Raw genomic sequence first — 25,654 nt, forward strand, 5'->3', positions numbered from 1 at the left:
TTCACACACGATGATCACCGATGGCCGCACCCGTCGGCACCGCCTCACTCTCCAAGATCCACAACTACGGCTGGAGTACTAGTCAACGGTGAGGATGGCGGCGACGCCTGACGGTCGGATGCGGGCCAGGGCGAGCGCGGTGGCGGCTGTCACACTCCAGCTCGCCTCGCTGCCGACGGCGTCGTGCAGGTCGCACGCGGTATCGGCCAGAGCCTCGGCCTGCTCGGCGACGCCGGGAGCGGCGATCAGGAGCAGGGGCTTCCCGGCCTGTCCAACGACTCTCGCTCATCGAGGCGACGGCCACGCCTGAACAGCCCTGCCCCATATTGGGCTTGCTCGGCTTCCCAGTCGTCGAGTTCGGCTCGGAGCACAGCGCAGGCTCGCTTCGCCTCGATCTCGTCCCGCATCTGATCCAGCCAGCCCTGGTCAGCTTCGGGCGCCGCGTGGCGTACGGGCATCGGCCGGTTAGTGGCCCGTGCCGCGTAGATCTCCTGCGGACTGCCCCCGGGACCGTGTGCGTCCTGAAGCGGCAGCGCGTGCAGATGCACAGCTTCCGGCTCGCGTAGCCAAGAGAGATACTCGGCTCGGGGACCGCCGTTCCCAGCCGTGCGGGCTTGAGCAACCTGTCGGCGGAGCTCGGGGCGCAGGCGTTCTGTGTAGCTCCGCCAGGCAAGCTTGTTGGCCCGCTGACGCGCGTGCACCATCTCTCGGTGGCGGGTGCCCTGCTCGTCCACCAGGACCTCCCGCTCGGGAAGTTGGGCATGGCCGAGGCGGCCCAGTCGGCGGAATTGGTCGAGTTCGGAGTGCACGTAGGCGGCCGGATCTCGCAGATAGCCGGGCACGCCCCAGGCCCGCAGCTCTGCGGCCAGGCTCTGCCAGGTCCATCCCGAGGTGAACAGGGGCCGCAGGACGTACGCGAGGCGGCGGGCACAGCATCGGTGAAGCCACCACACTTCTCGCTGGAGTTGCTCGGCGAAGGCAATCTGGCGGGCGCACTCTGCTGGCGAGGTGCGGGGAAGGATCTGCTGAGTCGGACGGGAAGTGGTCTTTCGGCCCGTCGCGCGCGTGCGCGAGGTGTATTTCTCCCCTCCCCCTACCTGCTGGTGACCGTGGTCCTGTGGGACCACCAAAGAAGGGGTGCACGAACTCCGTCGACAGTTGTCCCTTCCGGCCGAGCGTCGCGCCTCGTCGATGGCCCGGATCCGGCCCTGCTGGGTGACCCCGATCGGCCGTGCTCGGTAGCCGGTCCCGGCGATCCGCCGTCCCATGGCGTCGTCCCAGACGGGTGGTGCGACGGCGGCAAACAGGGTGGCCGTGCCGCGGTACCCGTGAGCCGGGGTCCAGGCTGCACCGTGCCGGGTGCGTTGCGAGTTCGTCCTCGTACCGTGCTCGACGTACGCGATCAGGCCGAGCTCGCGCAGAATCCTCGCGTGGTGGAAGACAGCGCGTCGGCTCAGACCGAGCATCCGCCCGGTTGCGTCGGCGCTGAACGGGAAGTGCCCGTCTTTGCTCTTCTCCATCCGTACGGCGAAGGCATTCGCCAGGCGCAGCGTCGTACGGCCGGCCTTCGGGTGAAACTCGGCGCCCACCATGAACTGCACTGCCGCCCGAAAGTCGTCGGCCTTCCGCAACTGCCGGGAGGCGGTGGCGGCCACCTCGTGATCGGAAGCATCGCGGACGAGCGTGAAGGCATGACGAAGTGTGTCCGAAGTCGCGCGGGACTGGGACACATCAGGGCATGCCGCCGAGTCGATATGGCGGCACGCCGAAACGTCAGGCATGATGAGCACTGCCTTCGTGTTCGGAGGCGCAAAAAATCCGCCTCTGGCCGTGTGGCCTGAAGGTGGGGGTTCAGGGAAGAACCGGATTACCGTCTGGCCTTTGGCCGGACGCTTCGCCTGACCAGGGCTGGTATCCCTGGGGACGGCGGTGGCAGGTTGGCCAGCTGGCCCGATGAGGATCGGGCGTACTGGCCGGGGCAGCAGGTGCGGGCCTTGCGAAAGGAACCGCGGAGGAGCTGCCCCTCGAAGGGGCTACGTCATACCGCTCCCCTCATGGGGGACCGCAGGAAGCCCGCACACCGGACGGCATGCAGAATTCCACCAGGGGGCCCGGTACGGACACGGACGCCAGCTGGTGGTGCTGTTGTGTCCCGGGGGACAGTTGCGGGTACGCTGCATCGCAGCGAGACCTCGTTTCCAGACCTCGGTCTCGCACCGTGCGAGACCTGCTTCACCGAAAGCTTCCTCGCACCGGCTCGGCCCCTTGTAGCGCGGTACCAGGTTTGCCGACCTGGAGCTACGGGGGGCCTTCGTCGTATCCGAGGAACCGTCCGCCGCAATCGGATGACCACAGCGAACAACGCGGTCCCACCCTAGTCCCCTTGACGCACGAGTTGTCACCCGTTCCACCGGTCCCTCCGCCGTGTTGTGCCTGGGTTTCTGACGGGCCATCGCGTCGTCGGCCCGGCTGGACCAGGCTAGGCGTGCGGCGGGTGACGTCAGTTCAGAGGGCAAGGCCATGCTCCCCCGAGGCGGGATTCTCGGCGCGTCGGGTTGACGGGAGTGCCGGGGTACGGGAGTTGCGGGGCACCAGGAGTAGGTCGTCGATGGTGCCCTGGCCTCGGGTCTGATTCTGCCAGCCCTCGAGCAGGTGGCTGATGATCGAGCGCGCTGTCATCTGGTATTCGTTCACGCAGTGCTCGCTCTGGGAGAGGGCGCCGATCGGGCGGGTGTGGCAGTAGATCGCCATCAGTTCGGCGAGCAGGGGCGAGTAGACCTTGGGTCTCGCCAACAACGCGTCGCACTCCGCCGGCACGCAGGCCGGCAGCGGCACGCCGGCCGTGGTGGTCGGGGCGTTCTTCGTCCGGAAGCGACGGAAGCGCACGAGAGACTCCTTTGCTGCAGGGGATGTTGCGCGGGGTGGAACAAGCGATGCGTCAACTCCGGGGCGCAGGAGCGGCGTGCTGGTCCGGGTACCGGGCAGTGACCGCGTCCAGCTGGACGAGGAGGCTGCTGGTGTTCGCCGCCACCCAGATGCTCATCTGCTGGGCCGTGACGGTGTTCCCGTTGGGCAGCACGAGCGCGTTGGGCGTGACGGCGAGTGCCGCGGCGTTCGTCAGGTGGTGCAGGGCGGCGACCAGTTCGGTGATGAAGGGGGTCTCGATTGCCTGGATGTGCCGTACGTGCACACACCCGCCGACGGGCGGAACAGCAGGGAAAGCGGTCATCGGGGTCTCCGAGAAGGTGGTGGGCTTGGTGGTGCGGGCGCTCACGCGGCGGGGCTCTGCGCGGTGGTGGACGTCGGCCGCAGCCAGGCGTCGGTGGGTTCTGCCGATCCGAGGACGGGGGTGAAGACGCTCTTGAACGGGCCGTCCTCGCGCAGTTGGTCGAGGGTGGTGACGCCCGCTCGCAGTGCGGTGGTGGCGAGGAGCGGGTCGCTGGCGGCGAGGCTGCGCAGGTCGGCGATGCGCCGGGCCAGGCGGTTGGTGGAGGCACCGGTGAGGACCAGCAGCAGCCGCGGATAGACGGGATAGCGGGAGCGCCAGGCCGGTGTTCCCGCCATGCGCCGGCCCGCGGTGGCTCGGCGGGCTGGGGGCTGCTGCGGGGTGTAGGTCTGGTAGGCGGCGTAGGCGTGGAGCTTGTGGGCGAGGCGCGCGATCGTCATCTGGGTGCGGTCGACTTCGAGGAAGAAGGTGAGCAGGGTGCGCTGCTTCGCTTTGCTGTCGGTGTGTACGTAGTTGAGGACCGCGTCGGGGATGAGCGCGAGGTCCTCGCCGGGCCGGGCCTCGTCGCGGTAGTAGTGCGCGGTCTCGGGTGACCAGTCGAGCGGGCCGCATTCGTGGCCGAGCCGGCGGGCGTGGTCGACGAAGGCCAGGCCCGTTTCGATGGCGGCCAGGGTGTGTTCCTGCAGTGGTCCGAGGGCTGCCTCGGGGCTCATGCGGTAGGGGCGCGGGGGCAGCAGCCCGACCGCCTCGACGCTCTGGGCGCCTTTCTCGGTGAGCCACCACAGCAGTTCGGTCTGGCCGGAGATGCGCCGGCCGACGGTCTCGGCCAGGCCTGCGCCGCGCAGGGTGTGGAGCTGGCGGCGCAGGTACTCGGTGCGGGTGTGGTGCGGGGTGATGAGCTGGTGCAGCTGCCGGGTGGAGACCAGGCGGTGCTGGTAGAGGATCTGTACCGCTTGCTGGGCGATCTGCCCGAGCCCCGTGGGGCCGGTGTGCGGGTAGGGCATGGCAGGCTCCGGTGCTAGTCGAGGGTAGTGGTGGGGTCGCTGCCTACGGCTGCGGTGTCGGGGTGGTGGCCGGCGTGGTGGGCGAGGATCGCGGCGTCCAGGACTTCGAGCTCGGCGAGGATCTCGCCGATGGGGCGGCGCTTGAGGTTGGTGTCGATCGCCGCGTCCAGGTCCGGGACGCCGTCGGGGTTGTTGTAGTGGGCGAAGATCTCTTCGACTGGCAGGCCGCGGACCCGGAACGGGGTGGTGGGCTTCCCGTCCAGGTTGATCGACATCACGTAGTGGTATTTGGGGAGTTCGGTGATCGTCTCCGGGCTGACGTGGCCGTTCCAGCGGCGGGCTACGAACGCCGCCTCGTCGTAGTCGGCGGCGCAGGTGGACAGCAGGGACTGGTTCTGCAGCAGCGCCTGGCGGGTGATCGCGGATAGGCGCAGCGCCATCTGCGTCATCCCGGTGAACCGCACCTCGTACTTGCGCAGTTGCTCGGCGATCGCGGCGAGGAAGCCCTTGGAGGAGGAGTCGAGTGCGGTCAGCTCGTCGCCCCAGGCCCAGAAGGTGCGGCGCAGCTTGTGGGGGATGTCCTGGCGGGACTTGCCCGCGCGGTAGAGGTCGTGGATCAGCAGGCAGCTGACGAGCGCATCGGCTTCGGAGCCGTCGGGGCACAGGAACACGACGCGCCCGGTGTCCATCGCGGTGCGTACGTCGTAGCCGGAGCGGGGCGAGCCGAAGAACGCCTGCAGGGCCTCGCTCGTGTCCAGGCGGTCGATGGCGTAGGTGACGGTGGGTACCGCGTCGGAGGCGAGCTTGGGGAAGGTCTTTTTCCAGTACTGGCGCACCCGCAGTGGCAGCTGGGGCAGCAGGGCCTCACGCCAGTCCTCGTCGGTCAGCCAGGAGCGGATCTGGAAGAGGGTGCACTGCAGATCGGGACGGCCAGCCGCCACGGCCTGGCGGTTGAGCAGGGCGAGGGCCTGGGCGGTGCGGGCCAGGATCGTACGGGCCCGCGGGGCGTGATCGCCCCAGTCCTGGGCGGCCGCGATGGCCTCGGTGACCGCGCGGACCACCTTCTGGACGTCGCCGGCCCTGCGGCCCTCCATGGACAGCGGATTCCACGAGGCGACCAGCTGGTCCGGGTCGGATTCGGCGAGGTTGATCTCCCAGATGCGGCTCATGATGTGCGGGTGCGCCAGGTACGGCTTCGCGCGGGCCCAGGCCTCGCCATGCGGGTCCAGGAACCAGACGCCGTGTCCGTTGTGAGCCAGGGAGATGGCCTGGACGAGCGCCGCTTCGGTCTTACCGTGGCCGCTCTTGCCCAAGCCGAGGCCGAACAGCAAGTCCTCGACCCGGGCAGCGCCGATGCGTTCACTGCCGTCGGCATACGTCACCGCGCCGAGCGGCACCAGGTCCGCCTGGCCGGTGTAGACGGGCAAGTGGGCTGGCGCCGGAGGCACGAGGCCGCCGGAGCGGACGACGCTGGAGGCGGTGCATTTCGCGGTGGGCGGCTTGAGGAAACCGGCGAGCTCGGACACGGTCATCCACTGACGCTTGAGCGGGGCGAACTGGCCCGTGGTGAAGCGCCGCTCGAAGGAGGTAACCGCCCGGCGGCCGTGCGGCGTGCGGGGCTTGAGGTAGTTCTCCCCACTGGTGATCGCAAAGACGGCGAGCAGTTGGTGCATGCGCTCCAGCGCCGCCTGCGGGTGGTTGGCCTCGGTACGCAACAGCAGCTGCACCGCGAACACCGCACCCGCGGCAGGGGCGAACTTGCCGACCCCGGCAGCCAGGTCACTCATCCGCGGCAGTCGTTCCGCGCGCGAGGCGCTGGCCGAGGTCTTGCCGCCGGACCAGGCCGCGGTGACCGACCCCCACACCCCCGCGCCGCCGCTCAGGCCGCCGGTGAGCTTCTCGCCGTACGCCGACGGGCCGCGACGCCTGGACTGCGCCAGCAGTCTGCGTCGGCGGCGGACGAGTTGACGCTCACGGATCGGCACCAGGTCCAGGCAGACCTCAGCGTGCTCCCCCGCCTCTGTACGCACCGTGGACAGCGCGGCCGCCAGCTGCTGCAGCGGATCGGGAGTGAGACCGAGGGAGGCGAGCGGCTTCTGGTCGGGCAACGCCAGGACGAGCTCGGCGCGCTCCACGTACCGGGTGCGCACGCGACGATCACTTTTGCCGTCGCTGGCTGTGGGCTTGGCGAAGTCGACAGGAGCGGTCACTTTTCCCCCTTGCCCTGGGCGGGGAGAACGAAGGTGACCGGCTGGATGCCCTGGCTGCGGTGGGCGCGGATTTCGACTTCGGCGAAGCCGGGCATCGCCAGCACCGCGGCTGCCTGCGCCGGGCCCTCGATGAAGCAGTGCATCTTGCCAGCTTCGACGCGGTAGCGCAGCCGGGCCGCCGATCCACGGGCTGGTACCCCGGCGGCGGCTTGCCGCACCCGGCCCAGCTGGTGTGCCCAGCGGCCGATCTCCCCTTCGCCCGGGTCGAAGGTGCTGGTGGGCACGACCTCCACGGTGACGCGGTCGGCGAGGGCCGCATGGACGCGGCGGGCGCGCCGGATGGTGACCGCGATCCAGGCGATGCCGATGGCCATCACCAAGGCGGCGAGATACGGGGCAGCCTGGGCGATCTCGTGGGCGGCGTCGAGTAGCCGTTGTACAGCCGGGAGTTCGTCGGTCATCCCGACGTCCCGGAGTAGGCCAGCTGCGTGTGACGGTGGCGCATGGGGCCTCCAGATCGCAGTGAGGAAGAATCCCTTCGCTCCCCCCAAGTCGAGCTGAAAGGCCGATTCAGACACCACCCGCCAGGCTTTACCTTCTATTTACCTCTGTGTCGGTGGGCGGATACGGGGCCCGGCAGGGATCAGCCCGTCGCGGCGCACGAAGCTGAAGAGCCCCTGGGCGAGCAGTTCGCCAGTCTGCGGGAGCTGAACAGCAGGTCCTCGCCCTCGCCAATGAACTCGCCAAGGGCGCCGCCTGGGGCGCGTCCCAGCTTCCAGGGCGTGCGGATTACCCAGGGCCGTACCGCCGCCGGGCGGTAGCCGAGTAGCGTCGAGACCAGCGACGAGGAGGTCACCGTGACCGCACAGCCCGACCACCCGGCCCGGACCGGCTTCGCCCCGCCCATGCGCACGCTCGCCGAGCTGCGCGACGCGCTCGGCAGCTGGGGGTTCCCCGGCGATCTGCAGGCGTTCGAGGAGGAACTGTCGGCCGCCGACCTCGACAACCTCACGCGGGTCCGCGAGATCACCCAGGCGTACCGGCACCGCGTGCTGCTCCGCTACGACGCCCAGGGCATGGCCGCGCTCGCCCGGTCGACCGAGGATGTCGCTGCCGAGCTGCGCCGCAAGCTGACCGACCGGTGAGCCACGCGTTCTACTCCGACGCCGCCGAGAAGGCGCGCGCCGAACTGTCCCGCGGCGAGCAAGCCGCTGTCGAGACGGTCCGCCGGGCGCTGGAGGACGACCCCGACCCCGACCACGCCCGGAGGCTTCCGGACGCCGACCCCTACTCGGAGTCGTACGTCATCGAGTTGCTCCCCGAGCAGACCGGCGGCCGCGGGATCTCCGTCGTCTACCGCCATAGCCAAGACCTCGACGCCTGCCTGATCCTGTGGCTGATCGCTGGCCCCTGACACACGTTCGACCCCGGTCCCAGGTGGGCAGGGTCAGGGGGCGCCGGCGCGGACGGGCCGCCGGGCAGGGAGGGGAGACCGCCATGGAGTGGATGGGCGACCGGGCCACCGAGTTCGCGCTGAAGGCATCCGAGCGGACGGGCGAGGAGTACCGGACCGACGCGGTCGGCGAGGGATTGGCCGCCATCGCGTTCGCGCTCCTCGAAGTCGCCGAGGCAATCCGCGACAGCGCGCCACAGCAGTAGCCGCCCGAAGACATGCTCGCGAGAGAGCCGGTACCGCGAGGCGGTACCGGCTCTCGTCGGTGTTCGCGCTGCAACTCGATTGCCGTATGGCCCCTGAAGTGCAGCAGCCCGCTACCCGCGCTGAGTTCGGCGAGGCCCCGCACCTGCACTGCGGCTTTGTGGTGCAACGCTGGGCACTCCTCTTCCGCGTGGGGCGCGCGCGAGCCCCCGAGGGGCGCACCGGCGCGCAATTGTGGAGGGTGACGGACGACACACAAGTTGATTCCGTGAGGAGGGAGAGGTGTCCAACTGCGCCATATGACGTAGGTGCCCTGCGTACCCAGAACGGCATGCCCCACCGGCGCTACTCCCGCATCGTGCGTCCTCGAAGGCTCCGACAGGGGCATATTCGGGCGGGAGTTCGCAGGTCACCCAGTTACGCGGGGGTACGGGTCCAGGCATGAACTAGCGTCAAACCGCTGCTTGGGACCGGAGTTGAACACCTGACGTCCCCCTGCGAGGGTCTGTGGTGTATGCGCGGCCCGGTAAGCTCATCTCAACATCGTCTCTCGTGGCGCACTTCGCGATCGGCTACCCCGATCGGGGTCGATCGCCCCGCGACCGAGAGAAGGTGTTGCGAGTGGAGAACCCGCCGAAGGGCGGGGAGCGAGACAACCGGAAGACCGTCAAGAAGATCTTCGGCTGGCTGGCCCTCCAGGCACTGAGTGCCTGGCTGCGCCATCAGATCGAGAACCTCTTCTAACGGCGTCGGGCCCCCTGCTGACACAGAGGGCCCACCGGGAGTTTCGCTCCCACACGCCGGCCCTGTGCCCCCGCCAACGGCGTTGGAACCGTGGGGGTGCAGGGCCACTTTCGTAAGCGATACACGCGGACCGCTGTCCCCAAACCGTGCGGCCTACGGTGTCCAACGTCGCGCATTCTGACGGGCAGATCTACCAGTTCTGCCACTTAAAGCCGCATCGGTGCAGGTCAAGGCTTTTTCGCTAGCCTCTTTCTGACAGCAACACGCCACAGATGGTACCCCTAAACTGCTCCTAACGGCGAGAAAGTGCACTCTCATGACCCGTGGCCTGGCTGATTTCAACCCCTCCGCGCTGCGTGCCCACCGCATGAACCTCCATGCGCGTGCCACCAGGAAGGCAATGACCGCGGAGGAGCTCGCGCAGGCCGTGGGGGCGACGAAGGCTCAGATCCTTGCCTACGAGAACGGGCGCCAGGTGCCAGACCCCCAGCGGATCCGGGCCCTGGCGCACGCCCTGGGGGTACATCCGTGGTTCCTGATGCGTGCTGACCAGCAAGCCGAATGGACCGTCGCCGACGTGCGGCGGGCGTGCGGTCTGCGCGCGCAGGACGTCGTGGGCGTGCTTGGGATATCTCCGAAGATCTACCGCCGGTTCGAAACCGAGGGCATCGTGCCGAGCCGACGGCCGCAGTTCCTCGACGAGGCCGCCAATGCCATCGGCGTGCAGCGCAGGATGTTGGAACAGGCCATGGACCGGACCCCGGCGGTACGTTTGCGCCGGCGCCGCGTTGCCGAACTCGTTGTGCAGCTGGCCGAACGCTATGTGCAGGCCCAAGGACCATGGCACGGGCCCGACGCCACGGACCCCGACGTGATCGAGCTGGCTGCAGCCTACGGCCGCCCCCTGGCCAGGACACGGCGCGTCATGACGTACGAACTGGGCAGGCTGCGGCAGCGATATGCACGCGGCCTTCGGGAGCGTGTCCTCGCCGACTTCGAGACCGACCGGGCCCGGCAGGCTCGCGCGCAGCAGTCGGTGGTCCGCTCGGATGTGATGTTCACCCGCGGCCTGACTCAAATTCCCGAACGCCTTGAGTCCTTCCATCGCAACGCGCAGCCCTCCAACGTGTGGCAGCTCCTGGTCGATCTGTACGACGCGGACGCGGTGCCGCGTGGGGAGCCCTTGTGGGCCGTGGGGAAGTTCTTGACCGAGGACACCACGGTGCTACCGCCCCATCTGGTCGACCAGCAGAGCATCGACGACATCACCCTCTACAAGCTCTCCGCCGCGGGCTTCGCGCATGTCACCCAGTTCGCGGGCCTGTACGCCGCCCTCCACCCCGCCACCCGCCAGCCCCAGATGCCCTACCAGGGCACACTGAAGACGTCCGGGCGAGGCGTATTTACCCTGCCCAATCAGCAGGTTCGCCTGGTGATCCCGCCCCCGTACCTAGAGGGACTCCAGAAGATGTCGCCCTCGTCGAGGGTCCGCGTGTTGGAACTGAGCCCACGGTTCTTCCTCACGGTCCATCCCAGTTCTCTGGCCGTCACAGTCCTGGTCAACCCGCTGTCCGACGCCGACCTGCCAAAGAGCCTCTTTGACAGGGACGGTGAAGCGGACAGCGCGGGCTCCGGGTAGAGGTGAACCTGCAGATGCAGACCAGCGCGATGCGATGGCGCAGCGGCCTGTCATTGCCTGCGGGCCCAGCCGCCCGGGGACGGTTCAGCTGTTCATCCCGGAATACGGGGAAGATCTCAGTCCCTCCGGGTTCCGGTCCGGCGCTTCCGCCCGGATCCGTCTGGACTCCGGATAAGCTCACTTGCCCGGACCCTGGAAAGCCGCATGCCAGATAGTCGGCACCAACCCCTCAGACCGGGATCTATTGGCCACAATGGGCACCATGCCCCGTCAGATCGAGTCGCTGGCACTCTATTTGGTGTCACAGGTCAACGCCCGCGCCCCAGCAGGATGGTCGGTCCCCTGCACGTCGCCCCCATGGGCTCCTCAGCCCTCGCGGCGCGCCGCGAGGATTCCGTGGCCCTCGATCTTGGAGATGGATACCACCCGGCCTGGACGGGGTGCCTGGACGAGCAGTCCGTCTCCGATCGCCAGTGCGACGTGTTCGGGGTGGGTGGCGCTGCCTTCGCTGAACAGCAGGTCGCCGGGCTGGATCAGTGAGACCGGGACCGCTTGCCCTTCGGTGACCTGGGTGTAGGTGGTGCGGGTGAGTTGGATGCCTGCGACGCCGTAGGCGCGTTGTGTGAGGGAGGAGCAGTCGCAGCGGCCGCTGGGGTCGCTGCCGTGGGGGTTGGTACAGCTACCGCCCCACTGGTACGGGGTGCCGAGCTGCCCGAGCGCCCAGCGGATCGCCTGCTGGACCGGTACGGGGGCGGCGGCCGGGATGCGGTATCCGGCGGGGAGCGTGCCCGCCGGGATGGCCCCGTAGTCGCTCCCGCCCGGAGCGCCGCAGGGTGCCCCGCCCGCCGCAGCAGGCAGTACCGGGGCAGCGCCGGAGGCGCCAAGGGTGGGGGCGATGGCCTGCTGAAGGGCGGTGGCGAGCGGTTCATGCTCGGTATATCCGTCAGGGAAGGCGGACTGCTGGACCTTTTGCGCGGCGACGGTGACCGGCATCTGCTCCCACCCCTGAACATCCTTCAGGGCGCGGTAGAAGCGGGTGGCGGCGTACACCGGGTCGAGGATCTGCTCGCGGGTGCCCCACCCCTGGGAGGGGCGCTGCTGGAACAAGCCGAGGGAATCACGGTCGCCATAGTTCAGGTTACGCAGGCCGGACTCGGCCAGGGCGGTGGCCAGGGCGATGACCTGCCCGCGGGCGGAGATCTGGAGCTGGGCTCCGGTGGCCACGATGATCTTGGCGTTGGGGATCTGCTCCGTGGGCCGGTCAAGTCCGGGCACATGGATGGCGGTCGTGCTGTGGGCGAGGACGGCGCGGACCTGCTGGGCTACCTGGGCAGTGTCCACGTCGCCGGCCGCACCGGACGCGCCGGACGGGGCGCAGCGAGTGCGAGCGGCGGCCTCGGCCTGGTCCTGGGCCAGGCCGGCGACATGGGCAGCGACCGCGCACAGTAAGAGGACAGCGAACAGTCCCAGGCCGGCACCGCCGCCGAGCAGCCACCGGGTGCGCCGCGCGGTCACGGAGTGCCGCCCGCAGAAGAGTTGGAACCGCCGCGACCACGCCGATTGCGCCGCAGGGCACTGGCGCGGCGGGCGGCTGCGGTGGTGCCGGTCGCGGTGTGGCGGTTGGTGCGCCGGTTGAGGCGTTGGCGCAGTTGCTGCTGGCGGGCGGAGGCGGTGGGCTGGCGCGGGACCTGGCGGGGGGCTTGGGGACGTCGCTGGGCGGCGCGGCGGGCGGACCGTTGCGCGGCGCGGCGGGCAGCACGCTGTGCAGGCGGGGTACCGGTGCCGCGGGCAGGGCCGGTGGAACCGGTCGCGGGCTGCGGCACGGTGGCCGGCAGCGGAGGCACCGCAGGCTGAGGAGGTACTGCGGGCGGGGCGGCGGGTGGCGGCAGCGGTCGGCCGGCGGGCCGGGCACTGCGAGGGGGTCCGGGGCGGCGACGGCGGCGTGCGGTGCTGAGGCGGGTCATCAGGGCGGTGGCGCCGATGGTGCGCGGCATGGCATAGCCGAGGGCGGCCAGCGGATTGCCCTGGGCCAGGGAGACGCCGACCAGGCCGCCGCGCACGACGCCCCGGACCAGCCCGCGGCCGATGCGGGGTGACTTGGCAAGGGGAGTGGCCGCCGGGGCGAGGCTGGTGCCGCCGATCCGGCCGGAGGCCATCTTGGCGCGGAAGCCCGAGGCGAGCTGATGGGTCCGGGCGGTGATGTCCTTGCGTTTCTTGACGGCACCGATGCAGACGATGTCCAACAAGATGAACCGCAGGGTCAGTTCACGGCCCCATTCCTGCTGCACGGGGTTAAGGACCGCCTGGACGACGACGATGAACACCGCGAGGGCGATGACGGAGTAGAGCATCTGGGCGAGGGAGCGCAGCACGGAGGCGCACCAGTCCCACAGCACACCGCGGCCGGGGCCTGGAACGGTGCCGGCGACCAGGGCGAACTCGCCGCGGACCGCGTCCCAGGCGATGCGGCACTGGGCGACGAGGAAGCTTCCGGTGAGTCCGATCAGCAGGATGGTGACGATGATGGCGGCGACCAGGAGGAATACGCTGCCGCCGACCTTGTCGAGGGAGGCCTTCTTGGCGGCGCCGACGTCACCGTGGACGCATTTCTTCTCGAAGTTCTCGGTGGGCGGGTTGCCGAAGTGGTCAACAGCCCACCGGCGCGTCATGTCGATCTGTGTGTCGTACCAGGAGCTGATCAGTGAGCCGCCGGGCAGGTAGTTGGCCAGGCCGGGGAGTTTCTTGAAGCGGTTGGTGCGGGCGGAGACTTGGCGGTCGTAGGCGAGCTGGGAGAGCTTGGTGTCGGCGTAGGCCTGGGCACACTCCCCGTCGAAGGTCTGGCCGTACTGGAGCAGCATGGCGGGCTGGACGACGAAGGCATTGACCAGCGCATCGGTCAGCGGCCGCGACAAGGACGCGGGCGTGGCCTCGCTCGCCGGGGTGTGGGCCGGGGGGCTGGCGTCGACGACGACTGAGGCGACCTCCAGGGCCAGGCCACGGGTTGCGGCGATGGCCCCGGTATCGGGGCCGAGCAGCAGCTGGGGGGTGGAGGACAGCAGCGTGGTGGTGAGGGCGGCGAGCATGAGGGAGAGCGCCGCATCGCCCCAGCCGCGGGCCCGGTCCCCGAAGAAAATCCTGGCGACGCAGATCAGTGCACACACCGCGAGGAAGAGCGTGGGCAGGCCCATCTCCAGGATCACGCGGGCGTGGAGGGACTGGGCGACGGTCAGCACGGGGGCCAGGAGGATTTTCGCCAGGCCGAAGGAGAGGGCCCAGGCGATGAGCCAGCAGCAGAACGCGATCAGCCACTTGGTGATCATGAAGCAGAATTCGGTGATCAGGTTGTAGATACCGAGGTCCCAGTCGGTCAGCCCGCCGGTGTCCCCCCTGACCGTGTAGGCGCTGACCGGCAGTTGGTGCGCATCGGTGACGTTGAAGACACCGAGTACGCCGCCCTCGTGGGGCAGTTGCTTGCGCAGGCGTTCGGTCTGCTGCCGCAGCATCTCCTCCTGCGCGGCGCCGCTGAGCTTCTCGTTCTGTTCCTTGAGGATCTGCTCGATCTGCTCCATTTCCTCGGCCGTCGGCGCCGGCGTCCCACCCGCCGGCGGCGTGGCGGGCGCGGGCGCGGCGGGTGTGGGGCTTGTCGCGGACGGCGTGGGGGTGGGGTCGGCGTGGGCGGGCAGCGACAGGCCGCCGGTGACCAGGGTGGCGGCCAGGGCCGCGCCGGCCAGGGCCATGCGTAGCCGGCCCGATCCGAGCAGCCGCAGCCACGCCCACCCCCTCTGCAGCCGCGTCATGCCGGGGCTCCGGCCGTACTCGGGGTGGTGTGGATGACCTCCATGACCGCCGGGTCGAGCGGGATGAGCACCTTCATCAGGCCGATGCGGCCCAGCAGATCGCGGTAGAGGCACTCCCCCGCCCGGGCCAGCCGCTCCTCCTCGGGAAGGTCGAGGGGCGAGAGCCGGGTGACCGTGTCCAGCAGGTCGGCGTCCGTGGCGTCGACGCCGAGGAAGTCCAGCCCCCGGGCGGCCAGGGAGCGGCTCGTCTGGCGGAACAGCAGCCGGTGCGGGATCAGTCCACGGACGATGGCCCCCTTGTCGCTGTCGGCCGGCCCGATGTCATCCGGGTCGTGGGAGCCCACGTACGCGGCCGCGAGGTGCTTGCGGCCATCGCGGGTGAGTTCGAGGAGCAGCTCCAGGCCCTCCTCGCTGGAGGTGAGCCACCAGCATTCGTCGAAGACCGCGACACCGAACTCCGACTTGCTCTTCATCACCGTCTCGCGCGCGACCGCCGCGATCAGGTACATCACCGCGCGGCCCAAAACCTTCTCGAACTCCAGGCGCTCGATGCGGTGTTCGCTGGCCAGCTCGGCCTTCTTGGGCAGGGCCAGGGAGCTGACCAGGAAGACCACGCTGTCGGCGCGGGCCGTGTCCACGATGGGCAGGGTGTCGTCGAACACCACGGCGGCGAGGTCCTTGCGGGCCACCGCCTTGAGCTTGCGGGCCAGGATGCGGGCGGCGGTGTCCTCCGCCCCACGGGCGGTGAGCTCCTCGACCAGGGCGCGCATGGACGGGGCCGGCCACTCCAGGACTGCCTGGACGGCCTCGGACAAGACCACACCCTCCAGATCCATCGGCTTGACGCCGAGCAGCAGGGTCAAAAATGACTCACAGAAGCGGGCCGCCTTCTTCGGACTGTCCGTGACGTACAGGCGCAGCGGGTCCAGGGAGACCTCGGCGTTCTGGTCGATCCGGATGAGCTGGGTCGTGCCGGGGCACGCCATCGCGAAACGGGCCCACTCCTCTTCGCGGGTGCGGTCGACGATGACCGCGCGGCCCCGCGAGCCGGCCCGGCCGCGCAGCCGGCCGCGGGCCAGGACGTTGTAGACGGCCGCCTTGAGGCCGACCGACTTGCCGGCCCCGAGCTCCCCGATGAACGCCATGGAGGCGCTGGAGTTTTCGCGCGGCCCGCGGGCCGGGTCGACCAGGACCGGACGGGCCCCGCCGGAGGCCAGCTGCAGGCCGTACAAACCGCCGCGCTCATCGCCCAGCGCGCTGCCGCACCAGGGCATGGCCATCGCGAAGTCCTTGGCGAGCAGGTACTGGGCGTAGCCGGTCATCACCCGCGGCGTGCGGCAGCCGGGCAGCATCGCCTGCCACAGCTCACTCTGCTTGCCCACCGGGCGGGACAAGGTGTAGTCCGTGGCGCCGAAGTCGGCCGCAAGGGAGGCGGCCCGGTCCTGCGCGTCGTCGGGGCTCGCACCCCACACGGCGAGGGTGACCATGGCACGGATCTCGACCTCCCGCGCCGAAGCAGTGAGCCGGTCGCGGTATTCGTCGTTGTCCGCTTCGTGCTGGGCGACGGATGCGGGCGGGCCGGCCGGGTCGCCCGCATACTCGGCCGCCTGAGCCTTCAGGTGCCTCGCGCGCCGGCGGGTCTTGGCCTCGGCCCGGGCACCCGGAGTGATGACCAGGCGCGCCGTCCAGTCGACCGGGTAGGCCAGGTCGTCCAGTTGCTGCAGGTAGGCGGCCCCGGGCAGCGCGAACGCCTCCGGCATCTCCGCGAGGGCGAGCAGGGCCTGGTAGGAGTCGCCCCACTCACTGGAGACCTGCAGATAGCGCCGCTCGAAGGGGTTGCCCGGCACGGTGCGGCGCTCGTGGAAGTCGGCGCCGCCCTCGGCGAGCAGCACCTCCCCCAGCGCCGCGACCGTACGGCCGCGACCGCGCACCGACGACTCGGTGCCATCGGGCAAGAAGGGTTCCGTCAGACCGCGGCGGGCGCTGTGTCCGTAGATCCACAGGATCTCGGCCTCAGTGGCGGGCCGCATGGCAACTCCGGTGGGCCACTGCGCGTGCATCCGCGCCGCCTGCTCGGCCCGCCGCTCGACCTCCTCGACGGTGACCGGGGCGGGCATCAGGCCCAGCTGCAGCGCGACATGGGCACTCGCCGACCGCACCGCGGACAGCACGGCGTCCTGGTGCGAGAACGGCGGCAGCGGGATCGCGAGCCAGTCGGTCCGGCCCGTCAGCTCCATATCTTCGAGCTGGTCCAGGACGGCGTGGCCGAGCCGCTCGTAGCGCGGCGAGCGCGCCAGGTCGACGTCGGCGACCATGGCGCGCACGACGGCGATCGGGTCGACCTGCGGGCACAGCGACATCAACATCGGCTCGCCCGTAAGGGACTTGAACAGCGACTCAAGCGACTGAAGCCGCCGCTTCTTCGCAAGGGCCGGCGCGTGGCTGTAGTTGGCCGCCGCCACCCGCCACAGCGCCCAGGTGGTGCCGTGCGTGGTGAAGATCAGGTTGCGTTCGACGTGCCGGATCGGCAGCGACATCAATCCTCCAGACCGGTTCGATGCGAGGCGGCACGGCGCGCCAGCAGGGCCTGCACGCCGGAAGCCACAGGCGTGGCCGCAGCGGGGACTAGCGCGGGAGCGGGCGTCGCCGGGGCAGTGGTGCGCGGTACCCGCCGGGACGCCGTGGGTTCGGGGCCGGGCACCGCAGCGGCGGGCACCTCGTCAGCGGCCGCCTCCTGGGTGCCGACGGTGATGCGACTGAGGCTCCGGGTAGGCGAGGCTGGGCGGAAGGGCCGGCCGTGCAGGCGGCCCCAGCGCGGGCCGGCCAGCATCGCAACCACGCTGGCGGCGGCCGCGGCCGGATTACGGCCATCGATGTGCAGATGCCGCAGCAGGTAGGCCGCGCCGAACGGGCAGCCGAGCAGCACCCCGACGTCGACGGGCCCGTGCCCGCCCCACACGGCCCGCGTCAGGATCAGGACGGTGAACGCAGCCACGATCGCGGCGAGCTGGGTGAGCGTGTACGGACCGCCCGGCAGCCGCAGACTGCGCCCACCGCCCCCCGGAACCGAGCCGACGACCAGCGGCGTACGGCGCGCCTTGGTGTAGCAACGCCCGATCAGCTCATCGGCATCGGCCGCGTCGGCCAGGTGCGTGCTCACTGGTCGCCGCCGATGCGGGTGGTGCCGTCGTAGTGGGTGATGTCATCGGTCGTCTTGTTCTTGAGGGTGTCCATATTCGCGGAGCCGCCCCAGACGATCGCCGCGAAGATGACGGCCATGATCGTGGGACCGGGGGCCTTGGTCTTCCATCCGACGATCAGGACGAACGCCCCGCACATCACTGGAATCGCCACGGTGAAGATCAGGGTTTTGAGGTCGTTGCCCATACCAGTTCCGGTCTGGATCCATCCAACGGCGAGCGGGATGTCGTTCATTGGGAATCTCCTTGTCAGGGCGTGGGAGCGGTGGTCGGCGCGGTGGTGCCAACGGGCGTGGTGGGGGCGGCAGCTGGCGCTCCGTCGAGGGAGGCGATCTCCCAGCGGCCGGCACGGGCTTTGAGGGTGAGGGCGTAGGTGAGCGGCATACGGATGCCGTCGGGGCCGGTGGCGCGCAGCGCGACCAGCAGCCGCAGCCGGGTGCCGTCGTCAGGCACCGGCGTGACCGCTTCGGCGCCCCTCTCCCCCTCGATGGCCAGGGAGTCGACGGCGATCTGCGTGTACGGGGCGGGGGTGATGGCGGCGAGGTGGGTGCCGGGGGCCAGGTAGCGATCCAACTCCCCGCCGCGGGTGAGGTAGGCGGTCAGGAACTCGGTGACGGCCTGGGTCCGCGGATCGGTGGGAAGGGCGGGCCGCAGCGGGCCATAGACCAGCTCCGGCGCCTGAATCCGCTCGGGGGCGGCGACTTCGGCCGGCATGGCCAGGGCGGTGTAGCCACTGGCGCCGCTGGCGGTGCGGGCGGTGGCGACGGGGACCTGGAAGTACCGCACCGTCTGCGCTGCCGAGGCGGGGGCGCTGGCGGCCGGGGCCGGTGAGCGGGTCTCGCCGGTGGGGGCGGTCGGGGCGGGAGTGATGCGGGCGGCCACCGTCACCGACCAGACGTCGCGGTCGCTCTGGCGCAGCCGGACGACGGTGAGTTGCTCGCCGCGGCGCCGGTTGGAGGCTCCCTCCAGGCGCAGGCTGGTGGCGGGCGGATAGTAGGCGACGAGCTTGTCCTGGTCTCCCTCCCCCGCTGCCAGGTAGGCGGCGACGAACAGCTGGGCGAAGCCGGCCGCGCCCTGGGCACCAGGGGCCGCCGCTGCCGTGGGCGCTGCCGTCGCCCTGGCCGGTCCGGCCGGGGAGGGCGACAACCACAGAGCGGCCGCCCCGAGCAGCGGCCCCAGGACCAGCAGCCCCCAGGCCACCCAGCGCACCAGCGCCGAGGTGTTGGCGCGGGCACCGGTCGACCAGCCGCCGACGTACGCCAGCTCGTCGTCTTCCTCCCCCACGTCGCCGCCCTGCGGCTCGACGTCATCCCCCGGTGCGGCAGCGGCCTTCGGGGGGCGGCGGGTCCATGCACCGGTCTTCATGCCGTGCCTCCGGTGGACAGCAGGTGGTGGCCGGCCAGCTCGGCGACGCGGCGGCGCAGTTCGACCTCGGGGCGCTGCCGCAACACCTCAAGGGAGGCCAGGACGTCATGGGCGTCCTCGGCGAGGAAGGCCCGAAGCTGGTCGTGGGTGCGGGTATCGAAGGGCTGGCAGACCAGGGCGGCGCCCAGCTGGATGAGCAGACGCTGAGCGCGGGTGACGCGCTCCTCGTCGGCATCCAGCGGCGCCTTGGTGGTCTGGGGCATACGGATCTCCTGTCGTAACAGCGAGCGGACGATGGCCGAAGCGGTAGTCGGGGTCATGCCGCGCACCGCGGCTGGAGCACGGCCGTCAGGCGGGCAACGGCACGCGAGCGCCGGCGCTGCCAGGCGCCCGGGGTCGTGCCGGTGCGGGCGGCGGCCTCGGCGTCCGAGACGGCGGCGGTGTAGTGCCAGGCAATGGCGCGGCCGTCCTCGGGCGTCAGGGCACCGACGTCCATCGCCTCCAGGACCAGCTCCAGCAGCTCCAGGCGGGCGCTCATTACCTCGGCCTCACCGGCCCGATCGGCGGGAATCAGACCGGCGGTCGCGGCGGCGGTGCGGACCTGCGCTGCCTCGGCCATCCGGGCCGGGCCGGGGACGTGATCGGGCAGGTCCTCGGCGGCGGCCAGGGCCTCACCGTGCGCTTCGCGGTCGGCGGCGAGCTCGGCGCAGAGGTAACGCAGTGTGTCCAGTTGGAGGTTGGCGGCGGGCCGCCCGGGCCGGGTGTGGATCCGGCCGGAGCGTGCCACTTCGAAGAGGACGGCGACGGTCATGTGGCCGATGTCGTCGAAGGACCGGCCGCCGAAAGGACGGACCTGGCTGCGGGTCATCCGGACGGCGGCCGGGATCATCGCCTGGACGACGATGCGGGCGGCGAGGATGGCCGATCGGTCATGGCCGGCCGCCCGGTGCAACAAAGCGCGCAGCACGGCATCGGTCAGCTCGTCGGTCAGGCGACCGTCGACGGGACGAAGTGCGGCGAGGAGCTGGGCCGGGCCGAGGGTGCGCACCCACGCATCGGCCACGCCACCGGTCATGGCGGCGACGTCGTCGGCCAGCCGATCGGCCACCAGCCAGTCGGCCACGGCGGCTTGGACGGTGGCGTCGGCGCACAGCGCCGCCCACTCCGCATCCAGGCGGTGAAAGATCCCGCCAGCGGGGCGGGTGGGGTGTCGCACGTCGAGCACGGCACGTCTCCTTTCGGATCTCGTGCCGTGAACTCTTCTCAGCGCGGCTTGCCCAAAGGCTTGCCCACGTCACCAAAAGAGCAGGTGACAGGCTTGCCCATGTGCCGGGCAAGCCTGCGATGGCCGATTGGGCAAGCCCTTCAGGAGGTTGGGCAAGCCTCGGTGACCGGTCGATGCAACTTTGGGCAAGCCCCTCCCAGGGGTGGGCAAGCCCGGTACCCACAGCAGCGGATGAGGGCGGCGGGAGGGAGCTGATCGGTCACGGCACGGCGTGGCCGACCGGAGGCGGATCGGCCATGACCGATGGCCGACGAGCGCGTGACCGGTCATCGGCCACCGGCCAGCCAGATCGGCCACGCATTGCCATCAGCCATCGGTCACAGCCACTGGCCCCCCACTGACCGGTCATGGCCGCCGCGCTCCGGACATGACGGCGGCCAATGGCCTGGCTCGGTCACCGGCCACTGAAGGAAGGAGGCGGTCAGCTCCGGACGGACCGCAGGTGTGCGCGGCCCTGCTGCCGGCGCTGCTCGGCCAGATACTCCGCGGCCTTGTCCAAGCGACGCTGACCGGTCCGCGGGGACAGGCCCAGGCGCCGGGCGACTTCGGCGCCTGAGAGCTTCTCCTGGGCTTCCTCCGCCGCAATGATCCAATCGGCGACGGTCACAATCTGTTGCTGGACGGGATCCAGTTCCGGCTCGTCGGCCTGCTGCTCGGGCAGCCGCGCCGTCGCCGCGCTCGTGTCGGCGACGGTGGATTCCCAGACCCCCGCCTCACCGGAAGCAGGCTCCGCCGACCGCGCAGCAGGAAGATCCAGGGACGTCTGCTCCGGCACTCCCCCACCGAGCCGATGCTCGTCGGCCACCGCGGCGGTCGACGCCGCCACCGGCTCACGAACGTAAGGCTCCTCGACCACCGGGGCCGCCGGTGCGGTGAAGGGGTGCGGCGCGTGCGGCTCGAAGAACGGGTGCGGCTCGGCGACGGCCTGGCGCTCGGTCAACTCGCCCGGGCCGGGACGGACGTCGGCATCGTCGGCCACGGCCAGCTGGCCATCGGTCAGGTCCGCTGCGGCCGCCCGGCGATCGGTCACCGGCTCCGCCGGCTGGCCGGCCTCCACGATGTCCTGCGGAATGGCCGTCGCCTCGACCTCCATCGGTTGCTTCTCGACCTTGTGTCTGACGGCTTCTCCCTCGCCGGCGTCCAGCGCCCGCTGGTGCTCGCTGACCACATACTCGGCCGCAGCGTGCTCCACCGTCACTGTGCTCAGGGAACCGGCCTGTCCCAGAAGCTGTGGGGCCGTGGGCAGCAGGGTGGGCTCGATCCCGGCGGCGGCGAGGCCCGCCGGGCCGGTCTCGGACAGCGGGACACCGAACCGCGCCAGCCGCAGCGGCATCAGCGACTCGACCGGCGCCTTGCGCCGCCACGCGCGCCCGTAACGGGCCTGGAGGCGGGCGCGGTAGACGAGGCGGTCCTGTTCGAGCTTGATGACCTGCTCGTACGAGCGCAGCTCCCACAGCTTCATCCGGCGCCAGAGGCGGAAGGTCGGCACGGGGGAGAGCAGCCAGCGGGTGAGCCGGACGCCTTCCATGTGCTTGTCGGCGGTGATGTCCGCGATCCGCCCCACCGCGTGGCGCGCGGCTTCGACGGCGACGACGAACAGGACGGGGATCACCGCGTGCATGCCGACGCCGAGCGGGTCGGGCCAGGCCGCGGCACCGTTGAAGGCGATGGTGGCGGCCGTCAGCAGCCAGGCCGTCTGGCGGAGCAGCGGGAACGGGATACGGATCCAGGTCAGCAGCAGGTCGAGCGCGAGGAGCACACAGATGCCCGCGTCGATGCCTATCGGGAAGACGAGGGAGAAGTTCCCGAAACCTTTCTTCTCGGCGAGCGCCCGCACCGCCGCGTAAGAACCGGCGAACCCGATCCCGGCAATGACCACCGCACCCGCGACCACCACCCCGATGAGTATGCGATGCGTGCGCGTCAGCTGTGGCCGACTCACCATCCAGTCCCTCCGGGATCGCTATTACCGCCTGCGCCTCCTATGAAGATCCGTCCAACCCTGTCACAGGAGAGTCCCCTGTTCGCAGGATTCTTACCAAGAGCAGCACCACTCACGACGTCCATGCTGCCGTCAGGAGTTGTCGGGCTCGGCGAAGAGTGCCGCAGCCTGGTCCGAGGCGATGTCCCGAATGCCAGGACCACCCCGCTCGGTGAGGTTGTCAGGGACGTCGAGCCGACGTTACTGGCCGACGAATCCGGCCTGAGCTCCGCGTAGGCGGGCAAGCTTGTGCTCAGGCTGGGCTCAAGACGGTGAAGCGGGCAGGAACAACCGCCGGCCCTCCAGTCCTGCCAGGCATCGGCCTCTCCAGGGTCAGCGCTCCGGGGCATACCGGAGGCGAGAAGCTGCAGCCGAGGGCGGCAACTGTGCGGGATAGGCGTGCGTTTTCGGTTGACCGACGCCCTCGCCGCCCGCCTCGGCGGACTCGGAGTGCCAACCGCTTCCACCCCGGTGCCGCGTCAAACGATGGGGCAAGAGGTAGCCCCCGCCGACGGGGGAACGGCGGGGGCTGGCTTCAGTGTCCATGGGCAGCGGCACCGAAGCACGTTGATCCGCCGCTCTTGGCCGAGAACACCTGCGCGCCCGCCCGCCTGTCGGCGCCGACCGCAGACCCCACGGCGAGCACCGTCGAGCGGCGCGCCGCAGACCCAAGCGCCAAACGAATCCGGAAGAAAGACCGGAAGGAAGAAAGGGCAGCTGGGCGAGACAAGCCGCCGGACCGTCCGCTCGTTCCTCTTACTCCGGCTATCGCAGAGAAAGAGGTGTCGGCGTAGGACGTAGGCTTGCCCACGGGGGCTGACCAGGGGAAACGCAAAAGATCGCGAAAGTGGGGTGCATACCTCCGGCCGTACCTCCGGAGCATCCTTGGATGCACCTGTTCAGACACCCGTGCAGACACCTGTGGGTACAACCCCCTGCCGGATCCGCCGCCGAATGGCTTGCCCACGCCTCCCGGGGCCGGTCGGTCCTTCCCCGCAGACGCGCCGATGAGGCGACCCCGGCGGTGTGGACACTCTGACAATGGAGCAGGGCGATCCGTACCCCCGCAGTGACCTGCCCGAGCCCGGCCGGTCATCCGCCGTCCCAGCCCCGGCACAGCCCGCAGCGATCACCGGTGCGAGCTCTCGCCCCGTTCCCCTGTCACTCTGTGTGATCTAGGGAGGAAGCGGGACTCGACCCCCGGCCTCCCCAGCCAGATTCCCCACTCCATCGAAAGTAATATTTCGTTATAAAATACCTATAGAGGGCAAACCGTGGCGTACATCCTGGCGAATGGAAATCGGGCCAGGCCGATACTCCGTGGAGGCGTCATGTCGGCGACGAAGATCACTAGCCCCTTCCCCAAGCAGTTCACCGATCGGCAGTGGGCCCGGTACATCAAGCAGGGCCGCGAAATGGTCGAGGAGGAGACCCGTATCCAGTTCCGGCTGGGCGATCTGACCTTGAAGATGGTCCCCTCCGTCCCCAACGGCGGCAACAGGGGCGTCTTCATCGTCCTGGACCGGTATGCGGACGAGATCGGGATCAACGTCCACACACTTCTTGGCTACAGGCATGTGGCGATTGCCTGGCCACCAGACAAGCGCGCGGACGGCCTGTCCTGGTCAATTCACAAAGCCCTAGACGCCATGAACGACCGTTTCGACCTGATCCACAACCCCCCTCGTGGGATCGCCCAGTGGACTGAGGACAAGGCACTCAGCCACGCCGGACGACTGCCGCACCGACCGCTGACAAAGGCCGAGAAGCTGGACCGGGTCCGGGTCCTGCTGGACCAGGACGAGAATGCAGCGGAAGCAGTGAGCGAACTGATTCGTCGCCCCGACGTAGCTCATCGGATCATGGGAGACCAGTCCAACCAGCGCATCCTCTACCGGGCACACCACGAGCAGCGTCTCGAAGCCGCCGAGGCCCGGTTCGCAGCCGCTCACGAGCACGACGAAGCCGATGAACCTACCCGGCAGGTGCGCCGCCGGGAGTCGGCCGTGGACTACACGAGGGCATCCAGCGAAGTACTGGAGCTGATCGGCGTTGGTACGAGCTTCCTGGTCGAGATGCAGCGGCTGATCCCCGGCCTGCACGTGGCCGAGTTCACCGACCGCGAGGTCCGGGCAGTCCTGGACAACCACCGTCGCATCCGCGCCGCCCTGGACTGGTGCGACACCGTCGTCACGACCGGCGAGAAAACAATGGACGAGGAACTGGCGCGGATCCTCGATGAAGGCGATGACCAGTCATGACTCCCCGCCCCACCTCCACAGCATCCAAGGCCACGGCGGCCGCGCCGACCCCGCGCACGCCGCCCGTAGCCACCCAACATCTTGCCGAACTCGCGTGGAACATCTTTGAGGAGGCTGGCGAGGACGTACTCGTGCCGAAAGAGATCATCATCGCCCGAGTGCACGCCACCGACAGTCAGTTCACACGGCTGAAGGGATACATACGTGACCACGTGACGATGGAGAAGGGGAGAGCGTTCCTCGCGTTCCGAGGCGGGTACCTGATCACGACGGATCCCGCGAAGATCGCTGAGAGCGTCGGCTGGCGGCTCGGCCGGATCAACACGGAACTGCGGCGCCTGCTGTCCGGCTGGATCAATCCCCTCGGCGAAGACGTCAGCAACTACGACGTCCTTGCGATGTACCAGGACGAGATCGGCCACATGATGCGCCTCGAAGAGAGGATGCGGAAGGCCAGCATGACGATGCCCAAGCCGGTGAAGGGGACCACGAGGCGTCGTCGGCGCACCACTGCGACCCTCTGATCGGTAATCATGTGGGCATGCACCGATGCCATTCGGCTCTGGTTCACTCATGGCGAGGTCGCCCAGATCCGGGCCAGCCACCGCGCAGGCGCTGCACCGCGCGCTGGCTGCACTCGGCGCTGCCCCAACCGCCGACCCGAAGCAGCGGCCACACGGCCCGCAGCCGGAGGACACACCGCTGCTGCTCGGTGTACTGCTGGCCAAGGCGGAACTCGACGCCGCTGTTCGGGCCGACCCCTCCGCCTACCCACCAGATGGCCTCACTGCTCTGATAACCGGCTACAACGCCCTCATCGGCACTGGCAGTGACATCCGCCTGCGGCTCATGTCTCTACGCCTGATCCGCACAGCCATCGAGATCACCACGCACGACGACGCCACCGACTCGATCTCTGAGGCTGCCGAGAGCGCTACGCTCGCTGCCGCCAATCTTGTCAACGCCCTCCGCTATAACCGGAGCCCTCCGGACGAGGATGAGGCCCTCTCAGCAGCACTGGATGCAGCAGCCCGGTTCAGCCGCGACCTCGCGGTATCCGTGAAGCGCGCACGCCATGAGTTCGGCAAGCCGCGCACCCAAACAGCGGCCCAAAACGATCAAGATCGCCCTACAGGTCGTCGGTCGGCTACGACATCTCGGCACCCACGAAAGCCGCAGTGAGACAAGTAGGTAGACCCGGCCCGGCTTCGGCACTGATTTGGGATGTGAAACTGGCGACCTCGCGCACGCCCCCTCCGTTTGCAGTCGGCATGTCGCCGCGGAG

General features: G+C 69.8%; 23 protein-coding genes. 8 read left to right on the top strand and 15 right to left on the bottom strand.

Translation table 11 applies throughout. The features are described from left to right. Positions 1-245: 245 nt before the first annotated feature. From BG418_RS12195 to BG418_RS12220, 6 genes are all read right to left on the bottom strand, one after another. Positions 246-1,655: a helix-turn-helix domain-containing protein gene (locus BG418_RS12195; RefSeq protein WP_188273819.1), complete on the bottom strand. Its 1,410-nt coding sequence runs from the start codon at positions 1,653-1,655 to the stop codon at positions 246-248. An 850-nt stretch (positions 1,656-2,505) separates the two neighbouring features. Then, a complete protein-coding gene (locus BG418_RS12200; protein ID WP_188273820.1) occupies positions 2,506-2,886 on the bottom strand; it encodes a hypothetical protein in 381 nt (126 codons plus the stop codon). A 52-nt stretch (positions 2,887-2,938) separates the two neighbouring features. Further along, positions 2,939-3,274, bottom strand: a complete 336-nt coding sequence (locus BG418_RS12205; protein WP_188273821.1) for a hypothetical protein — start codon at positions 3,272-3,274, stop codon at positions 2,939-2,941. Beyond that, the gene (locus BG418_RS12210) at positions 3,271-4,230 is read right to left on the bottom strand and encodes a replication-relaxation family protein (protein ID WP_188273822.1); all 960 of its coding nucleotides are present in this window, start codon (positions 4,228-4,230) and stop codon (positions 3,271-3,273) included. Before BG418_RS12210 ends, BG418_RS12205 begins: the two co-directional genes overlap by 4 nt. Before the next feature lie 14 nt (positions 4,231-4,244). Beyond that, positions 4,245-6,440, bottom strand: a complete 2,196-nt coding sequence (locus BG418_RS12215) for an ATP/GTP-binding protein (protein WP_223184722.1) — start codon at positions 6,438-6,440, stop codon at positions 4,245-4,247. Further along, the gene (locus tag BG418_RS12220; RefSeq protein WP_188273823.1) at positions 6,437-6,901 is read right to left on the bottom strand and encodes a hypothetical protein; all 465 of its coding nucleotides are present in this window, start codon (positions 6,899-6,901) and stop codon (positions 6,437-6,439) included. The genes BG418_RS12215 and BG418_RS12220 overlap by 4 nt, the downstream gene beginning before the upstream one ends. Before the next feature lie 396 nt (positions 6,902-7,297). Between BG418_RS12220 and BG418_RS12225 the strand changes: the two genes are divergently transcribed. From BG418_RS12225 to BG418_RS12240, 5 genes are all read left to right on the top strand, one after another. Continuing rightward, positions 7,298-7,585 carry a hypothetical protein gene (locus tag BG418_RS12225; protein WP_188273824.1) on the top strand — a complete coding sequence of 96 codons (288 nt, stop codon included), beginning with the start codon at positions 7,298-7,300 and terminating at the stop codon, positions 7,583-7,585. Next, positions 7,582-7,854 (top strand): hypothetical protein, encoded by a 273-nt coding sequence (locus BG418_RS12230; protein WP_188273825.1) that lies wholly within the window; start codon positions 7,582-7,584, stop codon positions 7,852-7,854. Before BG418_RS12225 ends, BG418_RS12230 begins: the two co-directional genes overlap by 4 nt. A gap of 83 nt (positions 7,855-7,937) precedes the next feature. Next, positions 7,938-8,099 carry a hypothetical protein gene (locus tag BG418_RS12235; protein ID WP_188273826.1) on the top strand — a complete coding sequence of 54 codons (162 nt, stop codon included), beginning with the start codon at positions 7,938-7,940 and terminating at the stop codon, positions 8,097-8,099. A 619-nt stretch (positions 8,100-8,718) separates the two neighbouring features. Then, the gene (locus tag BG418_RS40520) at positions 8,719-8,841 is read left to right on the top strand and encodes a hypothetical protein (protein WP_262928579.1); all 123 of its coding nucleotides are present in this window, start codon (positions 8,719-8,721) and stop codon (positions 8,839-8,841) included. Between the two features lie 316 nt (positions 8,842-9,157). Further along, on the top strand, positions 9,158-10,480 hold the full coding sequence (locus BG418_RS12240; RefSeq protein ID WP_188273827.1) for a helix-turn-helix transcriptional regulator: 1,323 nt from the start codon (positions 9,158-9,160) through the stop codon (positions 10,478-10,480). Between the two features lie 366 nt (positions 10,481-10,846). Here BG418_RS12240 and BG418_RS12245 read toward each other — a convergent pair whose 3' ends face one another. The 9 genes from BG418_RS12245 to BG418_RS12285 all read right to left on the bottom strand — a co-directional run bounded on the left by BG418_RS12245 (position 10,847) and on the right by BG418_RS12285 (position 22,072). Beyond that, positions 10,847-11,995: an NlpC/P60 family protein gene (locus BG418_RS12245; RefSeq protein WP_188273828.1), complete on the bottom strand. Its 1,149-nt coding sequence runs from the start codon at positions 11,993-11,995 to the stop codon at positions 10,847-10,849. Then, positions 11,992-14,277, bottom strand: a complete 2,286-nt coding sequence (locus BG418_RS12250) for a hypothetical protein (protein ID WP_188273829.1) — start codon at positions 14,275-14,277, stop codon at positions 11,992-11,994. The genes BG418_RS12245 and BG418_RS12250 overlap by 4 nt, the downstream gene beginning before the upstream one ends. Beyond that, positions 14,274-16,814: an ATP-binding protein gene (locus BG418_RS12255; RefSeq protein ID WP_188273830.1), complete on the bottom strand. Its 2,541-nt coding sequence runs from the start codon at positions 16,812-16,814 to the stop codon at positions 14,274-14,276. The genes BG418_RS12250 and BG418_RS12255 overlap by 4 nt, the downstream gene beginning before the upstream one ends. Beyond that, positions 16,814-17,437 carry a hypothetical protein gene (locus BG418_RS12260; RefSeq protein WP_317453623.1) on the bottom strand — a complete coding sequence of 208 codons (624 nt, stop codon included), beginning with the start codon at positions 17,435-17,437 and terminating at the stop codon, positions 16,814-16,816. The genes BG418_RS12255 and BG418_RS12260 overlap by 1 nt, the downstream gene beginning before the upstream one ends. Then, positions 17,434-17,712 carry a hypothetical protein gene (locus tag BG418_RS12265; protein WP_188273831.1) on the bottom strand — a complete coding sequence of 93 codons (279 nt, stop codon included), beginning with the start codon at positions 17,710-17,712 and terminating at the stop codon, positions 17,434-17,436. The genes BG418_RS12260 and BG418_RS12265 overlap by 4 nt, the downstream gene beginning before the upstream one ends. Before the next feature lie 14 nt (positions 17,713-17,726). Further along, a complete protein-coding gene (locus BG418_RS12270; protein WP_188273832.1) occupies positions 17,727-18,842 on the bottom strand; it encodes a conjugal transfer protein in 1,116 nt (371 codons plus the stop codon). Next, the gene (locus BG418_RS12275) at positions 18,839-19,105 is read right to left on the bottom strand and encodes a hypothetical protein (RefSeq protein ID WP_188273833.1); all 267 of its coding nucleotides are present in this window, start codon (positions 19,103-19,105) and stop codon (positions 18,839-18,841) included. Before BG418_RS12275 ends, BG418_RS12270 begins: the two co-directional genes overlap by 4 nt. Before the next feature lie 53 nt (positions 19,106-19,158). Further along, positions 19,159-20,067 (bottom strand): hypothetical protein, encoded by a 909-nt coding sequence (locus BG418_RS12280; protein WP_188273834.1) that lies wholly within the window; start codon positions 20,065-20,067, stop codon positions 19,159-19,161. A gap of 481 nt (positions 20,068-20,548) precedes the next feature. After that, a complete protein-coding gene (locus BG418_RS12285; RefSeq protein ID WP_188273835.1) occupies positions 20,549-22,072 on the bottom strand; it encodes a DUF2637 domain-containing protein in 1,524 nt (507 codons plus the stop codon). Between the two features lie 1,367 nt (positions 22,073-23,439). Between BG418_RS12285 and BG418_RS12290 the strand changes: the two genes are divergently transcribed. From BG418_RS12290 to BG418_RS12300, 3 genes are read left to right on the top strand one after another with little or no spacing between them, the layout of a single operon-like run. Then, entirely contained in the window at positions 23,440-24,369 is a 930-nt protein-coding gene (locus tag BG418_RS12290; RefSeq protein WP_188273836.1) for a DUF6192 family protein, read from the top strand. Beyond that, the gene (locus BG418_RS12295; protein WP_188273837.1) at positions 24,366-24,893 is read left to right on the top strand and encodes a hypothetical protein; all 528 of its coding nucleotides are present in this window, start codon (positions 24,366-24,368) and stop codon (positions 24,891-24,893) included. The genes BG418_RS12290 and BG418_RS12295 overlap by 4 nt, the downstream gene beginning before the upstream one ends. Before the next feature lie 49 nt (positions 24,894-24,942). Further along, a complete protein-coding gene (locus tag BG418_RS12300; RefSeq protein WP_188273838.1) occupies positions 24,943-25,551 on the top strand; it encodes a hypothetical protein in 609 nt (202 codons plus the stop codon). Positions 25,552-25,654 lie beyond the last annotated feature (103 nt).

Source organism: Streptomyces sp. CBMA152, assembly GCF_014596475.1.
GTDB lineage: Bacteria > Actinomycetota > Actinomycetes > Streptomycetales > Streptomycetaceae > Streptomyces.

Excerpts from the sequence above, each read along its gene's own strand:
- BG418_RS12210 (WP_188273822.1), bottom strand. The coding sequence starts at position 4,230 with ATGCCCTACCCGCACACCGGCCCCACGGGGCTCGGGCAGATCGCCCAG.
- BG418_RS12220 (WP_188273823.1), bottom strand. The coding sequence starts at position 6,901 with ATGACCGACGAACTCCCGGCTGTACAACGGCTACTCGACGCCGCCCAC.
- BG418_RS12235 (WP_188273826.1), top strand. The coding sequence starts at position 7,938 with ATGGAGTGGATGGGCGACCGGGCCACCGAGTTCGCGCTGAAGGCATCC.
- BG418_RS12240 (WP_188273827.1), top strand. The coding sequence starts at position 9,158 with ATGACCCGTGGCCTGGCTGATTTCAACCCCTCCGCGCTGCGTGCCCAC.
- BG418_RS12250 (WP_188273829.1), bottom strand. The coding sequence starts at position 14,277 with ATGACGCGGCTGCAGAGGGGGTGGGCGTGGCTGCGGCTGCTCGGATCG.
- BG418_RS12255 (WP_188273830.1), bottom strand. The coding sequence starts at position 16,814 with ATGTCGCTGCCGATCCGGCACGTCGAACGCAACCTGATCTTCACCACG.
- BG418_RS12265 (WP_188273831.1), bottom strand. The coding sequence starts at position 17,712 with ATGAACGACATCCCGCTCGCCGTTGGATGGATCCAGACCGGAACTGGT.
- BG418_RS12270 (WP_188273832.1), bottom strand. The coding sequence starts at position 18,842 with ATGAAGACCGGTGCATGGACCCGCCGCCCCCCGAAGGCCGCTGCCGCA.
- BG418_RS12275 (WP_188273833.1), bottom strand. The coding sequence starts at position 19,105 with ATGCCCCAGACCACCAAGGCGCCGCTGGATGCCGACGAGGAGCGCGTC.
- BG418_RS12285 (WP_188273835.1), bottom strand. The coding sequence starts at position 22,072 with ATGGTGAGTCGGCCACAGCTGACGCGCACGCATCGCATACTCATCGGG.
- BG418_RS12290 (WP_188273836.1), top strand. The coding sequence starts at position 23,440 with ATGTCGGCGACGAAGATCACTAGCCCCTTCCCCAAGCAGTTCACCGAT.
- BG418_RS12295 (WP_188273837.1), top strand. The coding sequence starts at position 24,366 with ATGACTCCCCGCCCCACCTCCACAGCATCCAAGGCCACGGCGGCCGCG.
- BG418_RS12300 (WP_188273838.1), top strand. The coding sequence starts at position 24,943 with ATGGCGAGGTCGCCCAGATCCGGGCCAGCCACCGCGCAGGCGCTGCAC.